Origin of the sequence: Micromonospora foliorum, assembly GCF_022229015.1 — a bacterium.
Lineage (GTDB): Bacteria > Actinomycetota > Actinomycetes > Mycobacteriales > Micromonosporaceae > Micromonospora > Micromonospora foliorum.
The window spans coordinates 1-18,015 of record NZ_JAKKFF010000248.1; the positions used below are offsets into that span (position 1 = coordinate 1).

Sequence of the window (18,015 nt, forward strand, 5' to 3'; positions counted from 1 at the left end):
CCGCCGGCCCGGCCGAGGCCGCGCGTGCCGGCCGAACGGCGACCGGCTGGCTCGTGGGCCTGGCCGCGCTCGGCCCACTGGCCTTCACCGACCCGGAAGAGATCACCCTGCTGCTGGTCGGCACCCGGGACGTTCCGTTCTGGGTGGCGGCCGCCGCCGGCGTCGGGCTCGCCGTCGCGGTCCTGGTTGCCATCGGGTACGCGGTGCTGCTCGCCAGGCCGACGGCACGTACCCCGAACAGGCGGGTCGCCGCGGTGGCGGCCGTGGTGCTGCTGGTGGCGTTCGGCGTGGTCGACCTCGGCCCCGGTCAGCCGGGCCTGTACGGCGAGCGGCTGTTCGTGGTGCTGCGCGCGCAGGCCGACCTGAGTAACCTCCCGGCCGGCGCGCCGGGTCGGGCCGGGCGGGACACCCGTGCGGCGGAGGTCTACCGGCGGCTGGTGACGACCGCCGAGCAGAGCCAGCGCGACCTGCTGCGGGGGTTGAACCGGCTGCGCCTCGACCCGGTGTCGTACTACCTGGTCAACGCGGTCGAGGTGGACGGCGGCCCGGCGGTGCGGGCCTGGCTCGCCCGCCGGCCGGAGGTGGCCCGGGTGCTGGTCAGCCAGCGTCTGCGCCCGCTGCCGGCCCCGGCCGGGCAGAACCGGGGCAACGCGCCACAGCCCACCGGCCCGGAGTGGAACATCCGCCAGATCGGCGCCGACCGGGTGTGGTCCCAACTCCGGGTCACCGGCACGGGCGTGGTGGTCGGCAGCTCGGACTCGGGGGTCGACGGCACCCATCCGGCGCTACGAGCCGGGTTCCGTGGTGGGGACGACTCCTGGTACGACCCGTGGGACGACACCCGGAGCCCGACCGACCAGGGCGGGCACGGCACCCACACGGTGGGCAGCGCGGTCGGGCGGGACGGCATCGGCGTGGCACCGGACGCGCAGTGGGTGGGCTGCGTCAACCTGGACCGCAACCTCGGCAGCCCCGGGCACTACCTGGACTGTCTCCAGTTCATGTTGGCGCCCTTCCCGGCCGGCGGCGACCCGTTCACCGACGGCCGGCCGGAGCGCGCCCCGCAGGTGTTGACCAACTCGTGGGGCTGCCCGTCCATCGAGGGTTGCGACAAGCGCGTCCTGCGGCCGGCCACCGCCGCCCTGGACGCCGCCGGGATCTTCGTGGTCGCCGCGGCCGGCAACACCGGCCCGTGGTGTGCGTCGATCGACGATCCGCCAGCCCCGTACGCGGACGTGCTGACCGTGGGCGCGGTGGACGCCCAGCGGCGGGTCGCCGAGTTCTCCTCGCGGGGGCCGGTGCCGGGCGGCTCGGGTAAGCCGGACGTACTGGCACCGGGGGTGGGCGTGGTGTCGGCCATGCCGGGCGGCACGTACGCCGCGCTGGACGGCACGTCGATGGCGACCCCGCAGGTGGCCGGGGTGGTCGCGCTGATGTGGTCGGCGAACCCGGCGCTGGTCGGGGACGTGACCCGCACCCGGCAGATCCTCCGGGACACCGCCACGGCGGCGACCCCCACCTACCGCTCCGACAACCCCTCCGACGCCTGCGGTGCTCCGTCGAACGTCACCGGCGCCGGCCAGGTCGACGCCTACGCCGCCGTTCGCGCCGCCCAGCAGTAGGAAGGTTTCCTTCCTGAAGCGTTGAGCCGGGGGTGCGGCCCTCCAGCCGGTGATCTAGGGTCGGCGACCATGGACGCCGAGATCACCGTCACCGAGCTGACCGCCGACCTGGTTCCCAGCGTCGTACAGCTCTGCCAGCAGGCCCTCGACCTGCCCGAGGACGCCGCCGAGGCGGCTTTCGTCGTGGACGTGCTCTGGCCCCGGGCGACCACCGACCGGCCCGTGGTCGGGCTGGGCGCGTACCGGGGTGCGGACCTGATCGGGGTGCTCATCTGCTCGGTGTCGTCGACCGAGCCGGGAATCGGGCACGTGGACCTGGTCGCGGTCCTCCCGGATCAGCGGCGTCGGGGGGTCGGCCGGGCGCTGCTCCAGCGGGCCGAGCGGGTGCTCGCCGAGCGTGGGGCGACCGAGGTGCTACTGGCCGGAAACCCGCCGTACTACGCGTGGCCGGGCATCGACGTCCGCTACACGCCGGCGGTCTGCGCCGCCCTCGCGCTCGGCTACCAGCAGGACCGGACCGCCTGGAACATGACCGCGGACCTGTCGTACGAGGGGTCGCCGGCGCTGCGGTCCACCGAGGCGGCCGAGCGGCGGCTGGCCGACCAGGGCGTCACCGTACGCCGGGCGGAGCCGGTGGACCTGCCGGCACTGACGGCGTTCGCCCGGTCCACCTTCGGGGGCGCGTGGGATGGCGAGTTGGCCGGGTCGGTGGGGCGCGCCGACGCCGGTTGCCACCTGGCGGAGCGGGACGGCGAGGTGCTGGGCTTCGCCGCGTACGGGTCGTCCCGGCCCAGTTGGTTCGGGCCGATGGGCACCGCACCGGCCGCGGAGGGGTCGGGCATCGGTGGGGTGCTGTTGCGGCGCTGCCTGCGCGACCAGCGGGCGGCGGGGCTGGACCGGGCACAGATTGGCTGGGTGGGACCGGTGCCGTTCTACTCGGGCAGCGCGGGTGCGCGGATCGAGCGGGTGTTCTTCCTGTACCGGCGAACCCTACCGACGGCGTAACCGGGGCAAAAAGGACATAGATCCATTCGTCCGCATCCGCCATCGACGCCCCCTACCGTTTCGGTAGAGGAGGCAGCCATGACCACGGATGACAACCAGACCGAGGACGGCCCGCCGATCACCTGGAAACCGGTGGGTGAACTCCCCGGCCAACTGCCGTTCGACCGGCTCGACTACGGCGACGCGGAGCAACTGGCCGAGATGACCACCGACGGTGAGCCGTCGGTGGCCGAGGAGCCGCAGGAGATGGTGGACGCGCCGATCCAACTGCTTCCGCCGTACAACCGGGCACAGAAGCGGCGCAACCAGCGCCCACTACCGACCTGACGACGAACGGGGCGGACCGCGTCAGCGGCCCGCCCCGTTCGGTGTCGGAACTGGACTCAGAAGTCCATGTCCCCGCCACCCGGGCCAGCCGGGGCAGCCGGGGTCTTCTCCGGCTTGTCCGCGACAACGGCCTCGGTGGTGAGGAAGAGCGCCGCGATGGAAGCGGCGTTCTGCAGCGCCGAGCGCGTCACCTTGGCCGGGTCGATGATGCCCGCGGCCAGCAGGTCGACGTACTCGCCGTTGGCGGCGTTCAGACCGTGACCCGCTTCGAGGTTACGGACCTTCTCCACCACGACGCCGCCCTCGAGGCCGGCGTTGACGGCGATCTGCCGCAGCGGGGCGTCCAGCGCGACCTTGACGATGTTCGCACCGGTCGCCTCGTCGCCGACCAGGTCGAGCTTGTCGAAGGCGGTCTTGCCGGCCTGCACCAGCGCGACGCCACCACCCGGGACGATGCCCTCCTCGACGGCGGCCTTCGCGTTGCGAACGGCGTCCTCGATGCGGTGCTTGCGCTCCTTGAGCTCGACCTCGGTGGCCGCGCCGACCTTGATCACCGCAACGCCGCCGGCCAGCTTGGCCAGCCGCTCCTGCAGCTTCTCCCGGTCGTAGTCGGAGTCGCTCTTGTCGATCTCGGCCCGGATCTGGTTGACCCGGCCCTGGATCTGCTCGGCGTCACCGGCACCGTCGACGATGGTGGTCTCGTCCTTGGTCACCACGACCTTGCGGGCGCGGCCCAGCATGTCGAGGCTGGCGGCGTCGAGCTTGAGGCCGACCTCCTCGCTGATGACCTGACCACCGGCGAGGATGGCGATGTCGGTCAGCATGGCCTTGCGGCGGTCACCGAAGCCCGGCGCCTTGACGGCGACCGACTTGAAGGTGCCACGGACCTTGTTGACCACCAGGGTGGCGAGGGCCTCGCCCTCCAGGTCCTCGGCGATGATCAGCAGCGGCTTGCCCGACTGCATGACCTTCTCCAGGATCGGGAGCAGGTCCTTCACCGACGAGATCTTGCTGTTGGCGATCAGGATGTACGGGTCGTCGAAGACGGCCTCCATACGCTCCGGGTCGGTCATGAAGTAGGCCGAGATGTAGCCCTTGTCGAAGCGCATACCCTCGGTGAGCTCCAGCTCCAGCCCGAAGGTGTTGCTCTCCTCGACGGTGATGACGCCTTCCTTGCCGACCTTGTCCATCGCCTCGGCGATGATCTCGCCGACGGTGCTGTCGCCAGCGGAGATGGAGGCGGTGGAGGCGATCTGCTCCTTGGTCTCGACGTCCTTGGCGAGCTTGGACAGCTCCTCCGAGACGCTCGCGACCGCAGCCTCGATGCCCCGCTTCAGGGCCATCGGGTTGGCGCCAGCGGCCACGTTGCGCAGGCCCTCGCGAACCAGGGCCTGGGCCAGGACGGTCGCCGTCGTCGTGCCGTCACCGGCAACGTCGTCGGTCTTCTTGGCGACCTCCTTGACCAGCTCAGCGCCGATCTTCTCGTACGGGTCCTCGAGCTCGATCTCCTTGGCGATGCTCACACCATCGTTGGTGATGGTGGGGGCACCCCACTTCTTCTCGAGCACGACGTTGCGGCCCTTGGGGCCGAGGGTCACCTTTACGGCGTCGGCGAGCTGGTTCATGCCCCGCTCGAGGCCGCGGCGCGCCTCTTCGTCGAACGCGATCATCTTGGCCATACGGCGTTGTCCTCCTGGACACTCACGGGCCACCCGAGATGTGTGCCCCGGATGGGCCGCCTGGTGTACGCACCTTGGGACGTCGCCACCTGGCGACGACGACGTCCTTCGGCCGGGCCGGATAGCCCGCGACGACCGGCCATGTGTCGCCCCGGCGTCTCCACGCCGGTGCAACCTGGCCCCACCGTCCCGACCATTGGCACTCACGGTATGCGAGTGCCAATGACTTGTTTAGCACTCTCCCCTGCCGAGTGCAAGCACGATGCCGCCGCTCAGCCGAGTTCCGCGGCCAGTCCAGCGCTGTTCACCGGCGCCTCATGAGCGCGCTGCTCGGCGTACGTCACCAGCAGACCGACCATCTGGGCGAGGTGGGCCGGCAGGGCCAGCACGGCGGTGATCCCGATCACGACCACCACTCCGGCCGCGGTACCCGGCGACGCGAACGGGTCCGTACCGAACGCCGAGGTGCCCACCCCCTCCAGGGAGCTGGAGACCACACTGACGACGATCACCGCCAGGGCGACCAGGGCCACCCGACCGAGCAGCAGGCCGAGCCGGTCGTGGAACATCCGGAACGAGCGACCGATCGGGTTGTGGCGTTCGAAGAGATAGACCGGGCCGGCCATGCTCAGCGCGAACGCCACGTAGATGCCCGGCAGTAGGCAGAAACAGACACCGACGCCGATGAGCAGACTGATCAACAGGGTCCAGGCCCACAGCCCGAGCGCCCGACGAAGGCCATAGCGCAGCGCCGAGTCCAGGCTGGCGGGCTGGCCGGCGGCCTGCCGGGTGATCACCCAGCTGCCCGAGGCCCACCCGACGGCCTGCACCACGCCCACCAACAGACTGCCGCCGACCAGCACGAGAAGGAGGCTCCCCAGCTGGGCGGCGAAGTTGTCCGGCAGCACGGGGTTCGGGCTCGACTCGGCCTGGGCGGCCCACTTCGCCGACGGGTCCACCCCGAGGGCGATCACCGACAGCACCGCCGCCGGCAGCACCTGGGTGAGCAGCATGATCGGCACCAACTGCCGCCAGCCCCGACGCAGCGCTCCCGCGCACCGGCCGAACCAGCCGCCGATGCCGGCGCCGGGCGGCGTGACCAGGGCATCGTTCGGGTCGAACCCGTAACCGGGCGGGTACCAGCCGACCGGCGGCCCCGGGTACCACGACTGCCCGCCGTAGGGACCCGACCCGGGCGGGTAACCCCCGGTGGGCGGAAACGCCCAGCCCTGCGGCGGCGGGGCCGCACCCCAGGCGCCCTGCGCGGGATCCCAGCCGGGCGGCGGACCGGCCTGACCGGCGGGCGGACCAGCCGGGGACACGCCCGGCCCCCAACCAGGCGGCGGACCGGCGTGGCCGGGGCTACCGGCGGGCGAGGACGGGTCGGACGGGTCCGGCTCCCCCGACCCGGGGGACGGAGTGGGCGGGGGTGGCTGGTCGGTCATGAACGCTCCTCGGCATCGGCTGGAACGGTTCACGATCTTCCCGGCTACGCGCCCCTGCCGCAGCCCCGACTCACGGGCCGATCGGCCAGGAAGCTCAGCCGATGACGCGTACGTGCTCTGCCTGCGGACCCTTCTGGCCCTGGGCGACCTCGAACTCGACCCGCTGACCGTCGTCCAGCGCCTTGTAACCGTCCATCTCGATCGCGGAGAAGTGGACGAACACGTCCTGACCGCCGTCGACGGCGATGAAGCCGTAGCCCTTTTCGGCGTTGAACCACTTCACGGTGCCCTGTGCCACGGTGCACTTCCCTCACTTTGCGCGGTCTTGCCTGACCCGGCGCACGGCGCGGCCGGGCGCCCCGACCACCGACTCAGCGATCGATGACCGCCATTGATTCAGGTGACCGAAATCGCACGTTACACGAGCAGTGACGGCCGCGCACGGCCACAAATCGGACACACTTCGGGGCGTCCGAACCGCACCGATCGGCCGCGTTCCCGATCCACCGGGATTCGCGTTCGTCATTGCGAGTGGAGCAAAGGGCCGCCGGGCGTCCTCGCGGTGACGGCAACCGGGCACAGCTCACGAAACGGCGACCATCCGTTGTGGTAGGCATGCGGGCATGACCACCGACATGGGCTCGCCGGCCCCGGGGCTCGCGGAGATCCGCCGGGTCCGGCCGGGGGACGCCGCCCGGATGCGGGCGCTGCGCCTGGAGATGCTGGCCGACGCACCGTTGGCCTTCCTGGAGACCCTGGCGGACGCGGCGGCCCGACCGCACCACGAGTTCGCCGCCCGGGTGGCGTACACCTCGGCCGGTCCCAGCAACGCCCAGTTCATCGCCGACCCGGGCGGCCGGCTGGTCGGGCACGCCGGTGGCACGACCGCCCCGAACGAACCCGGGCTGACCGTGATCTACGCCGTGTACGTCGCGCCGACCTGGCGCGGCAGCGGACTGCTCGGTGAGCTGATCGACGGGGTGGCCGCCTGGTCGCGAGCCTGTGGCCGACCGGAGCTGCTGCTGGAAGTGGTGGTCGGCAACGACCGCGCCTACCGCGCCTACCAGCGCCTGGGCTTCAAGGACACCGGCGTACGGGTCCCCCACCCCACCATCCCGGCCCTCACCGAACTACAAATGCGCCGCCCAGCCTGAACCCCGGTCCGGTGATCAAGAAGTTTGCGTCAGAAACGGCGCCGGCGTTGACGCAAACCTCTTGATCACCGAGAGCAGCTACCGATCAGACGTGCCGCCGAGACTGCACGATCCGGAACCGGTTGGCCACGTACGCCCCGTCGGTCAGCGCCGAGTTGGCCGCCGCGTTGGCCCCACTGCCGTGGAAGTCGGAGAACGCCGCCGACTGGTTGACGAAGACCCCGCCGGTGAGGTTGCAGGACAGGTGCACCCCGACCTCGATCGCCACCGCCTCGGCGGCGTCGAGCACGGTCTCGTCCGTCGAGTAGACCCCGGCGGTCAGCGCGCCCTTCTCGCCGACCGTCCCGCGCAGCAGCTCCAGGCTGTGCGCCGTGGAGTCGGTGGCGATGGCGAACGAGATCGGCCCGAACCATTCCCGGCCGTACGTCTCCGCGTCGTCGGCGGTCAGCTTCACGATCGTCGGGGTACGCACCACGGCGTCGGCGTACGACGGGTGGGTCAGGGTCCGCGACTCCAGCACCGGCTCGCCGACCTTGGTCACTTCGGCCAGTCGCTCCAGCACCCCGTCGTTGACGATGGCGCCGGTCAGTTCCACGCCTCGGGCCGGGTCGGCGGTGAGCTTGCCGACCGCGGCGGCGATCCCGCCGGCCACCTCGTCGAAGCTCTTGTGCCCCTGGTCGGTCTCGATGCCCCCGGCCGGGATGAGGATGTTCTGCGAGGTGGTGCACATCTGCCCGCTGTAGAGGGTCAGCGTGAAACCGAGGTTGCGGCACATGCCGGTGAAGTCGTCGGTGGAGTCGATGACGACGGTGTTGAGGCCGGCCTTCTCGGTGTAGACCGATGCCTGCCGGGCGTGCGTCTCCAGCCAGTCGCCGTACTCGGTGGAGCCGGTGAAGTCGACGATCTTGACGGAGCGGTGCAGGGCCAGGTCGCTGGCGAGCTTCTCACCGGGCGCCTCGGCCGCCAGCATGATCAGGTTCGGGTCGAACCCGGCCTCGGCGAGCACCTCCCGGGCGTACTTCACGGTGATGGCCAGCGGCAGCACCGCGCGCGGGTGCGGCTTGACGATCACCGGGTTGCCGGTGACCAGCGAGGCGAACAGCCCGGGGTACGAGTTCCAGGTCGGGAAGGTGTTGCAGCCGATCACGAGCGCCACCCCACGCGGCACCACGTGGAACGTCTTGGTCATCCGCAGCGGGTCACCCTTGCCGGCGGCCTTCTCCCAGCCCGCCGTGCCCGGGTGCCGGGTCATCTCGGCGTACGCGTACGCCAGCGCTTCCAGTGCCCGGTCCAGCGCGTGCGCGCCGCCGGCCTGGAAGGCCATCACGAACGCCTGCCCGCTGGTGAACTGCACCGCGTTGGCCAGCTCGAAGATGTGCTTGTGCAGCCGGTCGAGGATCTCCAGGCAGACGCCTACCCGGGCCTGCGGGCCGGCGTCGCGCCAGGCCGGCAGTGCGGCGGAGGCGGCGTTGACCAGTTCACCGGGGCCGGCGTGCGGGTAACGCACCGCCAACTCCACCCCGAACGGGCTCGTCTCGGTGGCGACCCGGGCGCCCGCGCCGGGCTGGTCGAGCGGAAAGTCACCACCGAGGTACGCCTCGAAGGCGGCCTTGCCGTCGGCGGCGGCGGTCTCGCCGTACACCCGGGGGCTGGGGGATTCGGGGTAGGCGGACCAGTAGCCCCGCTCCGTGATCGCGGTCAGCGCACGGTTGAGGGTGTCGGCGTGCCTGTCGTACAGGGGATGCGGGGTCTCCGTCATGCCCGCCATCATGCCTGAGTCCGGTCCGCGAGCAGTAGCGCGAATGCCCGACAGCGGCTCATGCCGCAGCCGAGTTCCGGAGCAGAAGCGCCAACGGCCGCGGGGTTGCTCGTGGCGGCAGCGGGTAACCGCGGGCCTTCGGCCAGGAGAAGCCGGCCAGGGGAGGGCGGCGGGTGAGGATCACCGAGATCCGGGTGCACGGGGTCGCCGACAAGGGGCCCGAGGCGATCCTCGACCGACCGATCGTCGCCCGGGTCGCCGGAGACGACAACGCCTCCTTCTACCGGCCGCGGCCCGGCTACGGTGCCCCCGCCGACCGCGACGGGGTGACGCTTGAGGCGTACCGCTGGAGCCGGCTGACCGGCGGCACGGCGACCCGGACGTTCTCCCTGGTCCTGCTCCTGCCGTTCATGCTCAGCAACATCGCGGTCTGGATGCTGCCGGTCACCGGTCGCGGCGGCCGTGCCGCCCGGGCGCTGTGCCGGCTGCTGGGCGCGACGATGACCGCGATGTACGTGCTCTCCACCGTCGGGGTGTCCCTCGATTTGATCGCCTGGCAGTGCGCGGCCTACCCGAGGTGTCTGGAGGGGCGGCGGGAGCTCTCCTGGCTGGGCGGCGTGCCGCCCGGGCAGCGGCTCGCGCTGCTGGCCGTACCGCCGATCATCGCGATCGTCCTGATCTGGCGGCTCGGTGCCCGGACCTGGCAGCTCCCCGAGGACAGCGACCACGCGCCGGGCGTGGGTGCGGACCGGCTCGACGCGCCCGCCTTCTGGGACACCCGCTCGCTGCTGCGTCGGCTGCGCTCGATCCACGTCGCCGTGGCGTTGGGCACGCTCGACATCACCCTGCTGCTGGCGTTGGCACCACACGACGCCACCCTGCCCGGCTGGCTGCTACTGGGCGCGGACGTGGCGCTGCTCGCCGGGGCGCTGGTGCTGCTCTGCCGGCCGGCGATAGAGCGGCGCGGAGAGCAGGACCAGCGCAGCTCGCGGACGATCCGCTGGGCGGCCATCGCGCTCACCGCACTGACCCTGGGGTACGCGTTGCTGCCACGGCCACCGTGGAAGGCCGAGGGGATGTTGCCGGGGTACGGGATGCTGGCCGCCGGGCTGTTCGCCGGGCAGGTGGTGCTGCTCGCGATGCTCGGCCTGGTGGTCGTGGTGCAGCGCCGCTCTCTTCCCCGGCCCCTCTTCCTGCTGGCCGGGCTGGGCGCGCCGGTGCTGATAACCGTCGCGATCGGGTTGGGCGTCGCCTACGACTCGGGCCTGACCTACGGGCTCGCCGAATATCTGGACCGTGGTTCCAGCCCGACGCCGGCACGGCCGCTGCCGCCTGGTGCGCCACCGCTGTCGCCGCCGATCGCCTTCCGCTGGGCCACCCTCGGCTTCTCCCTCGCCGTGCTGCTGGTGGTGGTGACGGCCCTGCTCGTACCCCGGATTCGCCGGAACCGCCGCCGCCGGGAGGCCGAGGAACTGGTCCGGCGGGACTATCCAGAGGCCTCCCGGGCGACCCCCGAACGGGTCCGGGCCGTCCGCGACGCGATCGTGCGAGCCCGGCTGACGGATCGGCTCGGGCCGCTGCTGGCCACCGCGTACGTGGTGTTGGCACTGCTCACCCTGGCGGCGGCGGGGCTCTCGGTGATCGGTCCCGGCCCGGGTGCGCTCGCGTTCCGACTCGGCGGCGAGTCGCTGGCCCGCCCGGTGATCTTCATGACCGACCTGGGCGCCCTGCTGATCGGGCTGTTCGCCACGGTCCTCGCCGTGCTGGGACTTGTCGCCTATCGATCCGGCGCGATCCGGCTGGTCGGGGTGCTCTGGGAGCTGGCCACCTTCTGGCCGCGTGCCGCGCATCCGCTCGCCCCGCCCTGCTACGTCGAGCGGGCGGTACCGGAGCTGACCCGCCGGATCGGCCAGCTCACCGCCGACGGAAACGGGGTGGTGCTGTCCGGGCAGAGTCACGGCAGCGTCCTCGCGGCGGCGACGGTCCTTCAACTCCCCGACCACTGTCGCCGGCGAGTGGCCCTGCTCACCTACGGCTCGCCGCTCGGAAACCGCTACCGGCGGATCTTCCCGGCATACGTCAGCGACGAGATGTTGCGCGAGGTCGGCAGCCGGTTGGCCTGGCGGTGGATCAACCTGTGGCGGTACACCGACGCGGTGGGCGGATCGGTGTTCGTCCCGTTCGTCGACGGACCCGACGACCCGGCCGCCCGGGTCGACCGTCGGGTACGGGATCCGAAGGGCCTGCTCATCCCACCGACCGACACCGTGCCCCCTCCCGTGCAGGGCCACCGGTTCACACCGGACGACGACTTCCACGCGGCGATCCGCGAGCTGGTCGGACGCTTGGAACGGACCGACGAGTGAACGGCCGGCTCAGAGGGTGAGCTGCCAGTCGGTCCAGGAGTCCACCGCGCGGAAGCCGAGCTGTTCGTTGATCGCCACCATGTAGCTGTTGCTGGCCGCGTTCCAGGTGTCGATCACCTGTACCGCCGACTCGTGGGTGAGCAGGTGGTGCAGGTTCTCCGCCTTGGCGATGAGACCGAGCCGGTGCCCACGGTGAGCCGGGTCGACGATGGTGATCTGCTGAAACGCGTGCCAGTCGGCGGAGGCGCCCACGTCCAGCAGCGTCCAGGCGACCAGCCGACCGGACGCCTCGTGCCGCATCCCGAGGTGGTAGCGCCGCCGGCCCCGGGCGTCCAGCGCCCGTTCGTTGCCACGGATCCGCTCGGCGTCCACCTGCTCGGGCTCCCACTGCACGTCGCCCATGGGCGCGTCCATCAGCAGCCGGCCGTCGAGGTAGGCGATGTCGGCGACGTACTCCTGTGGGGTCGCCCCCTGCCAGCAGACCGAGTGATAGCCCTCGGCTCGCGGGCGGGCCTCGGCGAGCGCCGCCCGCAGCGCGACCCGGTCGATCTCGCCGACGTCGAGTCGGCGACGCACCTCGGCGAGGGCGGGCTGGGCTCCGATCGCGGCCGCGAACGCGTCGCCCGCCACGCTCCGGGGCGGCCCGCCGGGCAGCGCGGAGACGGCCATCGCCACCACCCGCTTGCGGCCGTGCTCGCGGAGCAGGCGCACCCCGTACTCGTGCAGGGCCCGGCCGACTCCTCGGCGCCGCAGCTCCGGACGCACCAGCACCTCGGCGGTGGCGTTGTCGGTGTTGTCGAGCTGCGGCAGGTCCAGTTGGAGGTAGCCGGCCGGCACGCCGTCCAGTCGGGCCAGTGCCCAGAGCGACCGGGTGCCGGGCATCGGCGTGTGGAATAGCGCGTCGAAGCGGCGCCGGCAGGAGGGCGGGAAGTCCGGCAGATCGGCGTCGTTGACCGCCGACCCGATCCGGTACGCCTCGTCGACCGACGTCCGGTCAGCGCCGTCGAACGACGCGATCGTGATGCTCATGCCGCTGAGCGTGCACCCCGGAAAAGCGATCGGGCCAGCGAATTATTCGCTGGCCCGATCGAACGTGGTCGGGAGGGGCACTCGCACAACGCCTCCGGCGTTGGGTCGTAAGAACTTCAAAAGTCTTCGGCGAAATGCCCTCCCGCACGGAGCATCTTGCGCCGTCCGGTTCCGGCCGTCAAGTCCGTAGCGGCGGGTTTTCCACACTCACAGCGAAAACCCAGTTACCGACTGATCCACTCGGCCCCGGGGTCAGCCGAGGAGGCCGGCGTCGCGGGCGGCGCGCAGCGAGGGCTTGATGTGGTGGGTCGGCCCGACCTGGCCGGCCACCGCGTCGATCGTCTTCAGGCCCTCGCCGGTGTTGAACACGACGGTCTCGGCCGTCGGGTCGAGCCGACCGGACTCGACCAGCTTGCGCAGCACGGCCACCGTCACCCCACCCGCGGTTTCCGCGAAGACCCCGGTGGTACGGGCCAGGTCGCGGATGCCGGCGCGGATCTCGTCGTCGTCGACGTACTCCATCCAGCCGCCGGTGCGGCGGACCGCCTCCAGGGCGTAGAGGCCGGCCGCCGGGTCGCCGATGTTGAGCGACTTGGCGATGCCGGTGGGCTTGACCGGGATGATCGTGTCGGTCTCGGCGTGCAGGGCGACGGCGATCGGGTTGCAGCCGGCGGACTGCGCGCCGAAGACCTTCCAGCCCTCGGCGGGTGCCTCGACCAGGCCGATCTCCACCAGCTCGGAGAACGCCTTGTCAATCTTGGTGAGGAGCTCGCCGCTGGCCATCGGGATGACCACCTGCGCCGGGATCCGCCAGCCGAGCTGCTCGGCCACCTCGTAGCCGAGGGTCTTGGAGCCCTCCGCGTAGTACGGCCGGACGTTCACGTTGACGAAGGCGGTGTCCTCGAACTCGTCGGTCTCCACCAGCTCGCCGCAGAGCCGGTTGACATCGTCGTACGAGCCGTCGATGGCGACCAGCTCGCCGCCGTAGACGGCGGTGGTGATGACCTTGCCCTGCTCCAGGTCGCTGGGGATGAAGACCACCGAGGGCACCCCGGCGCGGGCGGCGTGGGCGGCCACCGAGTTGGCCAGGTTGCCGGTCGACGCGCAGGCGAACCGGGTGAAGCCGAGCGCCTTGGCGGCGGTGAGCGCCACCGAGACGACCCGGTCCTTGAACGAGTGGGTGGGGTTGGCGCTGTCGTCCTTGACCCAGAGCGGCGCGGTGATGCCCAGCTCGGCGGCGAGGAGCGGGGCCGCCACCAGTGGGGTCAGCCCCGGGTCGAGGGTGACCCGGGTGCCCGGGTCCTGACCGGCGGGGAGCAGTGCGGCGTACCGCCAGATGTTGTTCGGGCCGGCCTCGATCTGCTCGCGGGTGACGGTGGCCAGTGCGGCGGTGTCGTAGTCGACTTCCAGGGGGCCGAAACACTCGTAACAGGCGTGCTGGGCGGCGAGCGGGTAGCGGGCCGAGCAGGCACGGCAGACCAGGGCGCGGGCGGGGCTGGCGGAGGTGTCAATGCCGGAGGTGACGAGCGTCGACGTCATGTCGAGAGTCCTCTCATCTTTCCCCGCATCGCACGGTGCGGCGGGGACGGAATTGGCACCTGCCCCGCGGGTCGCTCAGCGGTGAGCGCGCGGGGTGGTTGCCGGGGCGTCGTCGGGCCGTATCCCTCAGCCCCTCTGGATGAGGTATTCAGTTGTGCCGTCGAGTCTAGGACAACGCTGTCGGCCGCTGCTACCGCAGATCCCACGGTGTGAGCGAACCGCCGGCATCCCGGCGGGCGGCGTGCGGTGCTGGTCAGCGCCGGCGTCGACGCCCGAGGTAGAACGCGACGGCCCCGAAACCGGCCAGTAGGGCCACGAGAACCCAGCCGGCGGTCGCGATGGCGCCGCCCGTGGGCCGGTCACTGCCGGCGAGCAGCCAGACCGCACCCGACACGACGATGAGCGCCACCACCACGGACACCATGACGACCACGGCGCGCTGGGCGGGAGTCATCGCTGCCGCCGCGGTCGAACGGTGCCGGGCATCGCGGCCCCCGGGTCGGCCAGGATCTCGGCGACCGAGCGGCCGCCGATGGTCAGCGACCCGAGCAGAGCGTCGCGGGCCTGCTCGGCTTCGGCCTCGGCGGCTCGAATCGCATCGCGTACGTGCTCGCCGAGGGTGAGGTTGTCCACGGAACGCCGGGCCTGCGCCGTGATCCGTACGTCGAGCAGCTGACCGCCGATCCCGACGGTCGCGATCACCGCGCCGTCGCCGGCCGCAGCCTGATATTGCTCACCCGTCGGCCGCTCGACGAAATCCGCAGCCGACTCCATGGCGGCAGCGATGTCGCGACGGATCGCCGACAGGGCATCGGGGTTCATCCGGCCCTCCGGGCGGCGGTACGCAGCGCCTCGGCGGCCGACGCCGGGTCGTACGTCCGCGGCGCTGGTGCGGGAACGTCGACCGGAGCGGGCTGCCCGGAGACCTCGGCGATCGTCGCGGTCAGGGCCTGGGCGGCGCGCATCCTCGCGTCACCCACGGCGGTCACGCACGCTGCCCCGAGGGCCTGCGCGTCGAGGTCACGGACCGCCTGCGGGCTGAGGTAGACGTCTTCGACCCGGCCGGCCCCGGTGGCCCTGACCACCACGGTGCCCGAGTCGTCGGTGCCCTCGTAGACGGCCTCCTGTGCCTCGGCGATCCGGGCGAGGACCCCGTTGAGTTGATCGGTCATCGCTCGCAGCGACCCGCCGGTCAGGGCCGCGCGTTCCGCCTCGCGCGCCGCGTGCTCGAACGCTGGTACGTCGGTCACTCCTTCACCCACCCCTTCGGCTCGGCGATGCGAACCCGGACCTGCTCGGGCAGTTGCAGGCTCGTGGTGTCGATCCGGTCACTGTCGCTTGTGAACATGTTCTCCAGAACGCTGAAGGCGTCGCCGACGTCACGCCCAGCCGTCCACACCTGCTGAACGAAGGTCAGCACCGCGGTGAGCGTCGTGATGGCGAATGCCGCCCACGCTCCGACGATCGCCCACTGCACGGCCGGCGTGTAGGGGCCGGAAGCGTAGGCCACACCGGCCGCCACCAGCGCCGCACCCGTGACACTGAGGTAGCTGACCAGGTTCGTCGTCAGACCCCACCACATGTCGTCGCACATGTTCCGTACGTTGCTCGCCGCCTGCGCGATCGCATCGAGCGCGGGCTCGATGCGCGTCTCCAGGAACGCCTTGAACGCCTCGGCGCCCTGATCGGCCCAGTAGGTGTCGACGTCACCGCGCGCCCGGGTCAGCCCCGCCTTGCACTGCTCGAACACGTCGCTCATGTCGTTCCACGCCTCGGAACCCTTGTCCCAGGGGTCCGGCGTGCGGATGTTGATCTCGACGAGTGCGGTGAGGCTGGCCACCACCGCCGGGCCGCCGCCGGTGGGCCAGACGGCCGCGGCGAGCGCGGTGCCGAGGATGCCGACCAGCACCCACAGGTTTTCGGTGGTGTCGCCGTCGAGTCGGTCGGAGTAGAGCGAGGAGTCGGACATCGCGGCTCCGTTCAATCCTGGTAGGTGAAGTTCTCGCCCCGCACCCGCTCCTGCTCCTCGTAGTGGGTGGCGATGGTGGTCAGTGCGGTGCCGATCGAGTCCATCGTCTTCTGCAGCGCCGCGGCGACGTCGTCCACGCCCTGCCGGACACGCTCGTAGTCGTCAGGCAGGTTCCAGGCGAACATCGGAAAGGCATCCCGGGGCAGTGTCAACGAGGCGATCCTGGGCAGCACCGTGTCGGCGAATGACTTCGCGTCCGCGCTGATCGCCTGGCCGGCCTTGCGCATGGCCTCGGTTTCGAGCGACGTCACGACGGCCCCCTCACCAGACACCCAGCGATCGATGGAAACGGCTGGTCCTGGCGGTTCATCCTGCCACGGATGCACCACCCGGGCTGTCCCTGCCGCCGTCGTTCGGGTCGCCGGATCAGCGCGCGCTCACGGCCACCGGGTCGGTCACCGCGACCGGATCCGTGACCGCGGTCGGCCGGGGCAGCGAGGTGGTCCGGGGTCGTGCGGCGAGGTTCGCGGCGATCAGGGCGGCGATCGTGATGGCGGCTCCGACCAGTTCGACGGGCTCCGGCCGGTAGCCGCGGGCGATCTGCACCGCGAAGGTGGTCACCGGGACCAGGTTCATGAACAGCGCGGCGTTGGCGGCGCCGAGTCGCTGCACGCCGGTGTTCCAGGCCAGGACCGCGATCACGGCGCCCACGAACACGGCGTACGCCAACTGCGGGGCGACCGCCACGAGGTCGGCGGCGGCCGGCGCGTGCTGCCAGCCGACGGCGTCGGCGCCGATGCTCAGGGCGAGCATGGCGGCCGTGCCGGCGAGCGCGGTCAGGGTGGTGAAGCGCAACGGCGACCACTCGCCGAACCGGCTGGCGCCGTGGGTGTAGACGCCCCAGCCCAGCACCGCCCCGATCATCATCAGCCCGCCGAGGCCGAACTGGCCGAGCCCGGCCAGGCTCCCGCGCGTGATCACCAGGCCGACTCCGAGGAGCGCCACCAGGGAGAGGGCCAGCAGGAGCGGCTTCGGGCGTACGCCGTCGCGAGCCCAGCGGACGAGCTGGGTGATCACCGGAGTGGTGGCCACGAAGAGTGAGATCTGCTGCGGGGCGGCGTGTTCGAGCGCCAGGTTGGTGAGCAGGTTGAAGCCCGCGAAGCCGACCACTCCGAGCACCACCACCTCCAGCGCCCGGCCACCGTGCCGCAGCGCGCCGGCACCCTCGCGGAGCAGCAGGATGGCGACCAGGACGACGGCGGCGAGCAGGTAGCGCGCGGTGGTCAGGTTGAGCGGGTCGACCCGGTCGAGCGCGCTGGCCAGGATCGGGAACATCACTCCCCAGCCGAGCACGGCGACCAGTGGGTACGCGGTGGCGCGGGATCGCATCGGCAACTCCAATGTTCGAGTATCGTCGAACCAACGACACCGACCATAGGGTGTTGTTCGATTATTGTCGAACAAGGGTTACACTGGTCACATGGAGCCGCACGAACCCGACCTGACCGCCGTACCGGTCACCAACGTGTTGGCCGCACTCGCCGACGACGTGCGGTTACAGATCGTCCGGGCGCTCGCCGAGGGCGGCGAGGCCGCCTGCGGCAGCTTCGACTTCGGCGTCTCCAAGGCGACCCGGAGCCACCACCTCAGGGTGCTGCGCGAGGCGGGCCTGACCCGGACCCGGGCCGCCGGCACCAGCCGACTGGTCCGGCTCCGCCGGGACGAGCTGGACAAGCTCTACCCCGGCCTACTGGACGCGGTCCTCACCCAGCGCCCGCCGGCCTGACTCCGCCCCACCCCGCCCCACCCCGCCCGCCGGCCTGACTCCGCCCTACCCCGCCCGCCGGCCGAGGTCCGCGTGGCCGCATCACCCGGTCGGTCGGCAGCACGTCACCCCCGGCGGGTGCGACCTGCCACCGACGCTCGCTTTGGAGCTGAATCGTCTACGACATCAGCGAGGAGGTGGCGCCGCGACCGGGCGCGCCGCCGAAGCCGCCTCGTCGAGGCTTCGGCGACCCCGCACCCTCCCCGAGTGATGTCGCAAACGATTCAGCTCCAAAGGCCCGCCAGGAGATGTTCTCCACCAGCTCGCGTGGCGGCGCAGTGCGAGCCGGCGGGGCC

At 71.6% G+C, this 18,015-nt stretch carries 18 protein-coding genes and 1 riboswitch; of the genes, 6 read left to right on the forward strand and 12 right to left on the reverse strand.

Features of this window, described 5'->3' with window-relative positions; translation table 11 throughout:
* From PSH25_RS18845 to PSH25_RS18855, 3 genes are all read left to right on the forward strand, one after another.
* Positions 1 to 1,622 (forward strand): S8 family serine peptidase (locus PSH25_RS18845; protein ID WP_238660337.1); only part of this gene is annotated, 1,622 nt, incomplete at its 5' end.
* Between the two features lie 69 nt (positions 1,623 to 1,691).
* Positions 1,692 to 2,627: a GNAT family N-acetyltransferase gene (locus tag PSH25_RS18850; protein WP_238660338.1), complete on the forward strand. Its 936-nt coding sequence runs from the start codon at positions 1,692 to 1,694 to the stop codon at positions 2,625 to 2,627.
* 78 nt (positions 2,628 to 2,705) lie between these two features.
* Positions 2,706 to 2,954 carry a hypothetical protein gene (locus tag PSH25_RS18855; RefSeq protein WP_238660339.1) on the forward strand — a complete coding sequence of 83 codons (249 nt, stop codon included), beginning with the start codon at positions 2,706 to 2,708 and terminating at the stop codon, positions 2,952 to 2,954.
* Between the two features lie 56 nt (positions 2,955 to 3,010).
* On the opposite strand, the gene groL is transcribed toward PSH25_RS18855, so the two are convergent.
* From groL to PSH25_RS18870, 3 genes are all read right to left on the reverse strand, one after another.
* The gene (gene groL / locus PSH25_RS18860) at positions 3,011 to 4,633 is read right to left on the reverse strand and encodes a chaperonin GroEL (RefSeq protein ID WP_030490078.1); all 1,623 of its coding nucleotides are present in this window, start codon (positions 4,631 to 4,633) and stop codon (positions 3,011 to 3,013) included.
* Between the two features lie 272 nt (positions 4,634 to 4,905).
* Positions 4,906 to 6,078, reverse strand: a complete 1,173-nt coding sequence (locus PSH25_RS18865) for a hypothetical protein (RefSeq protein WP_238660340.1) — start codon at positions 6,076 to 6,078, stop codon at positions 4,906 to 4,908.
* A gap of 94 nt (positions 6,079 to 6,172) precedes the next feature.
* Positions 6,173 to 6,376: a cold-shock protein gene (locus tag PSH25_RS18870; protein WP_196920002.1), complete on the reverse strand. Its 204-nt coding sequence runs from the start codon at positions 6,374 to 6,376 to the stop codon at positions 6,173 to 6,175.
* Between the two features lie 325 nt (positions 6,377 to 6,701).
* Here PSH25_RS18870 and PSH25_RS18875 point away from each other — a divergent pair, with 325 nt between their 5' ends.
* On the forward strand, positions 6,702 to 7,232 hold the full coding sequence (locus tag PSH25_RS18875) for a GNAT family N-acetyltransferase (RefSeq protein WP_238660341.1): 531 nt from the start codon (positions 6,702 to 6,704) through the stop codon (positions 7,230 to 7,232).
* A gap of 85 nt (positions 7,233 to 7,317) precedes the next feature.
* Here the strand turns inward: PSH25_RS18875 and paaN are convergent, their stop codons facing one another.
* Positions 7,318 to 8,991, reverse strand: a complete 1,674-nt coding sequence (gene paaN / locus PSH25_RS18880) for a phenylacetic acid degradation protein PaaN (RefSeq protein ID WP_238660342.1) — start codon at positions 8,989 to 8,991, stop codon at positions 7,318 to 7,320.
* A gap of 173 nt (positions 8,992 to 9,164) precedes the next feature.
* On the opposite strand from paaN, the gene PSH25_RS18885 reads away from it, so the two are divergent.
* Complete coding sequence (locus tag PSH25_RS18885; protein ID WP_238660343.1) at positions 9,165 to 11,357, forward strand: hypothetical protein; 2,193 nt, start codon at positions 9,165 to 9,167, stop codon at positions 11,355 to 11,357.
* Between the two features lie 9 nt (positions 11,358 to 11,366).
* On the opposite strand, the gene PSH25_RS18890 is transcribed toward PSH25_RS18885, so the two are convergent.
* The 8 genes from PSH25_RS18890 to PSH25_RS18925 form a co-directional block, all read right to left on the reverse strand.
* Complete coding sequence (locus PSH25_RS18890; protein ID WP_238660344.1) at positions 11,367 to 12,386, reverse strand: GNAT family N-acetyltransferase; 1,020 nt, start codon at positions 12,384 to 12,386, stop codon at positions 11,367 to 11,369.
* Positions 12,387 to 12,638: 252 nt separating this feature from the next.
* On the reverse strand, positions 12,639 to 13,925 hold the full coding sequence (thrC, locus tag PSH25_RS18895) for a threonine synthase (RefSeq protein WP_238660345.1): 1,287 nt from the start codon (positions 13,923 to 13,925) through the stop codon (positions 12,639 to 12,641).
* A gap of 10 nt (positions 13,926 to 13,935) precedes the next feature.
* Positions 13,936 to 14,071, reverse strand: a riboswitch (SAM riboswitch).
* Positions 14,072 to 14,178: 107 nt separating this feature from the next.
* A complete protein-coding gene (locus tag PSH25_RS18900; protein WP_238660346.1) occupies positions 14,179 to 14,379 on the reverse strand; it encodes a hypothetical protein in 201 nt (66 codons plus the stop codon).
* Entirely contained in the window at positions 14,376 to 14,747 is a 372-nt protein-coding gene (locus PSH25_RS18905) for a YbaB/EbfC family nucleoid-associated protein (protein WP_238660347.1), read from the reverse strand. Before PSH25_RS18905 ends, PSH25_RS18900 begins: the two co-directional genes overlap by 4 nt.
* Complete coding sequence (locus tag PSH25_RS18910) at positions 14,744 to 15,175, reverse strand: YbaB/EbfC family nucleoid-associated protein (protein ID WP_238660348.1); 432 nt, start codon at positions 15,173 to 15,175, stop codon at positions 14,744 to 14,746. Before PSH25_RS18910 ends, PSH25_RS18905 begins: the two co-directional genes overlap by 4 nt.
* Positions 15,172 to 15,894, reverse strand: a complete 723-nt coding sequence (locus PSH25_RS18915) for a hypothetical protein (protein ID WP_238660349.1) — start codon at positions 15,892 to 15,894, stop codon at positions 15,172 to 15,174. The genes PSH25_RS18910 and PSH25_RS18915 overlap by 4 nt, the downstream gene beginning before the upstream one ends.
* 11 nt (positions 15,895 to 15,905) lie before the next feature.
* Positions 15,906 to 16,205: a hypothetical protein gene (locus PSH25_RS18920; RefSeq protein ID WP_238660350.1), complete on the reverse strand. Its 300-nt coding sequence runs from the start codon at positions 16,203 to 16,205 to the stop codon at positions 15,906 to 15,908.
* A gap of 115 nt (positions 16,206 to 16,320) precedes the next feature.
* Positions 16,321 to 17,283, reverse strand: a complete 963-nt coding sequence (locus PSH25_RS18925) for a DMT family transporter (RefSeq protein ID WP_238660351.1) — start codon at positions 17,281 to 17,283, stop codon at positions 16,321 to 16,323.
* A gap of 91 nt (positions 17,284 to 17,374) precedes the next feature.
* On the opposite strand from PSH25_RS18925, the gene PSH25_RS18930 reads away from it, so the two are divergent.
* Entirely contained in the window at positions 17,375 to 17,680 is a 306-nt protein-coding gene (locus PSH25_RS18930) for an ArsR/SmtB family transcription factor (protein WP_238660352.1), read from the forward strand.
* Positions 17,681 to 18,015: the final 335 nt, after the last annotated feature.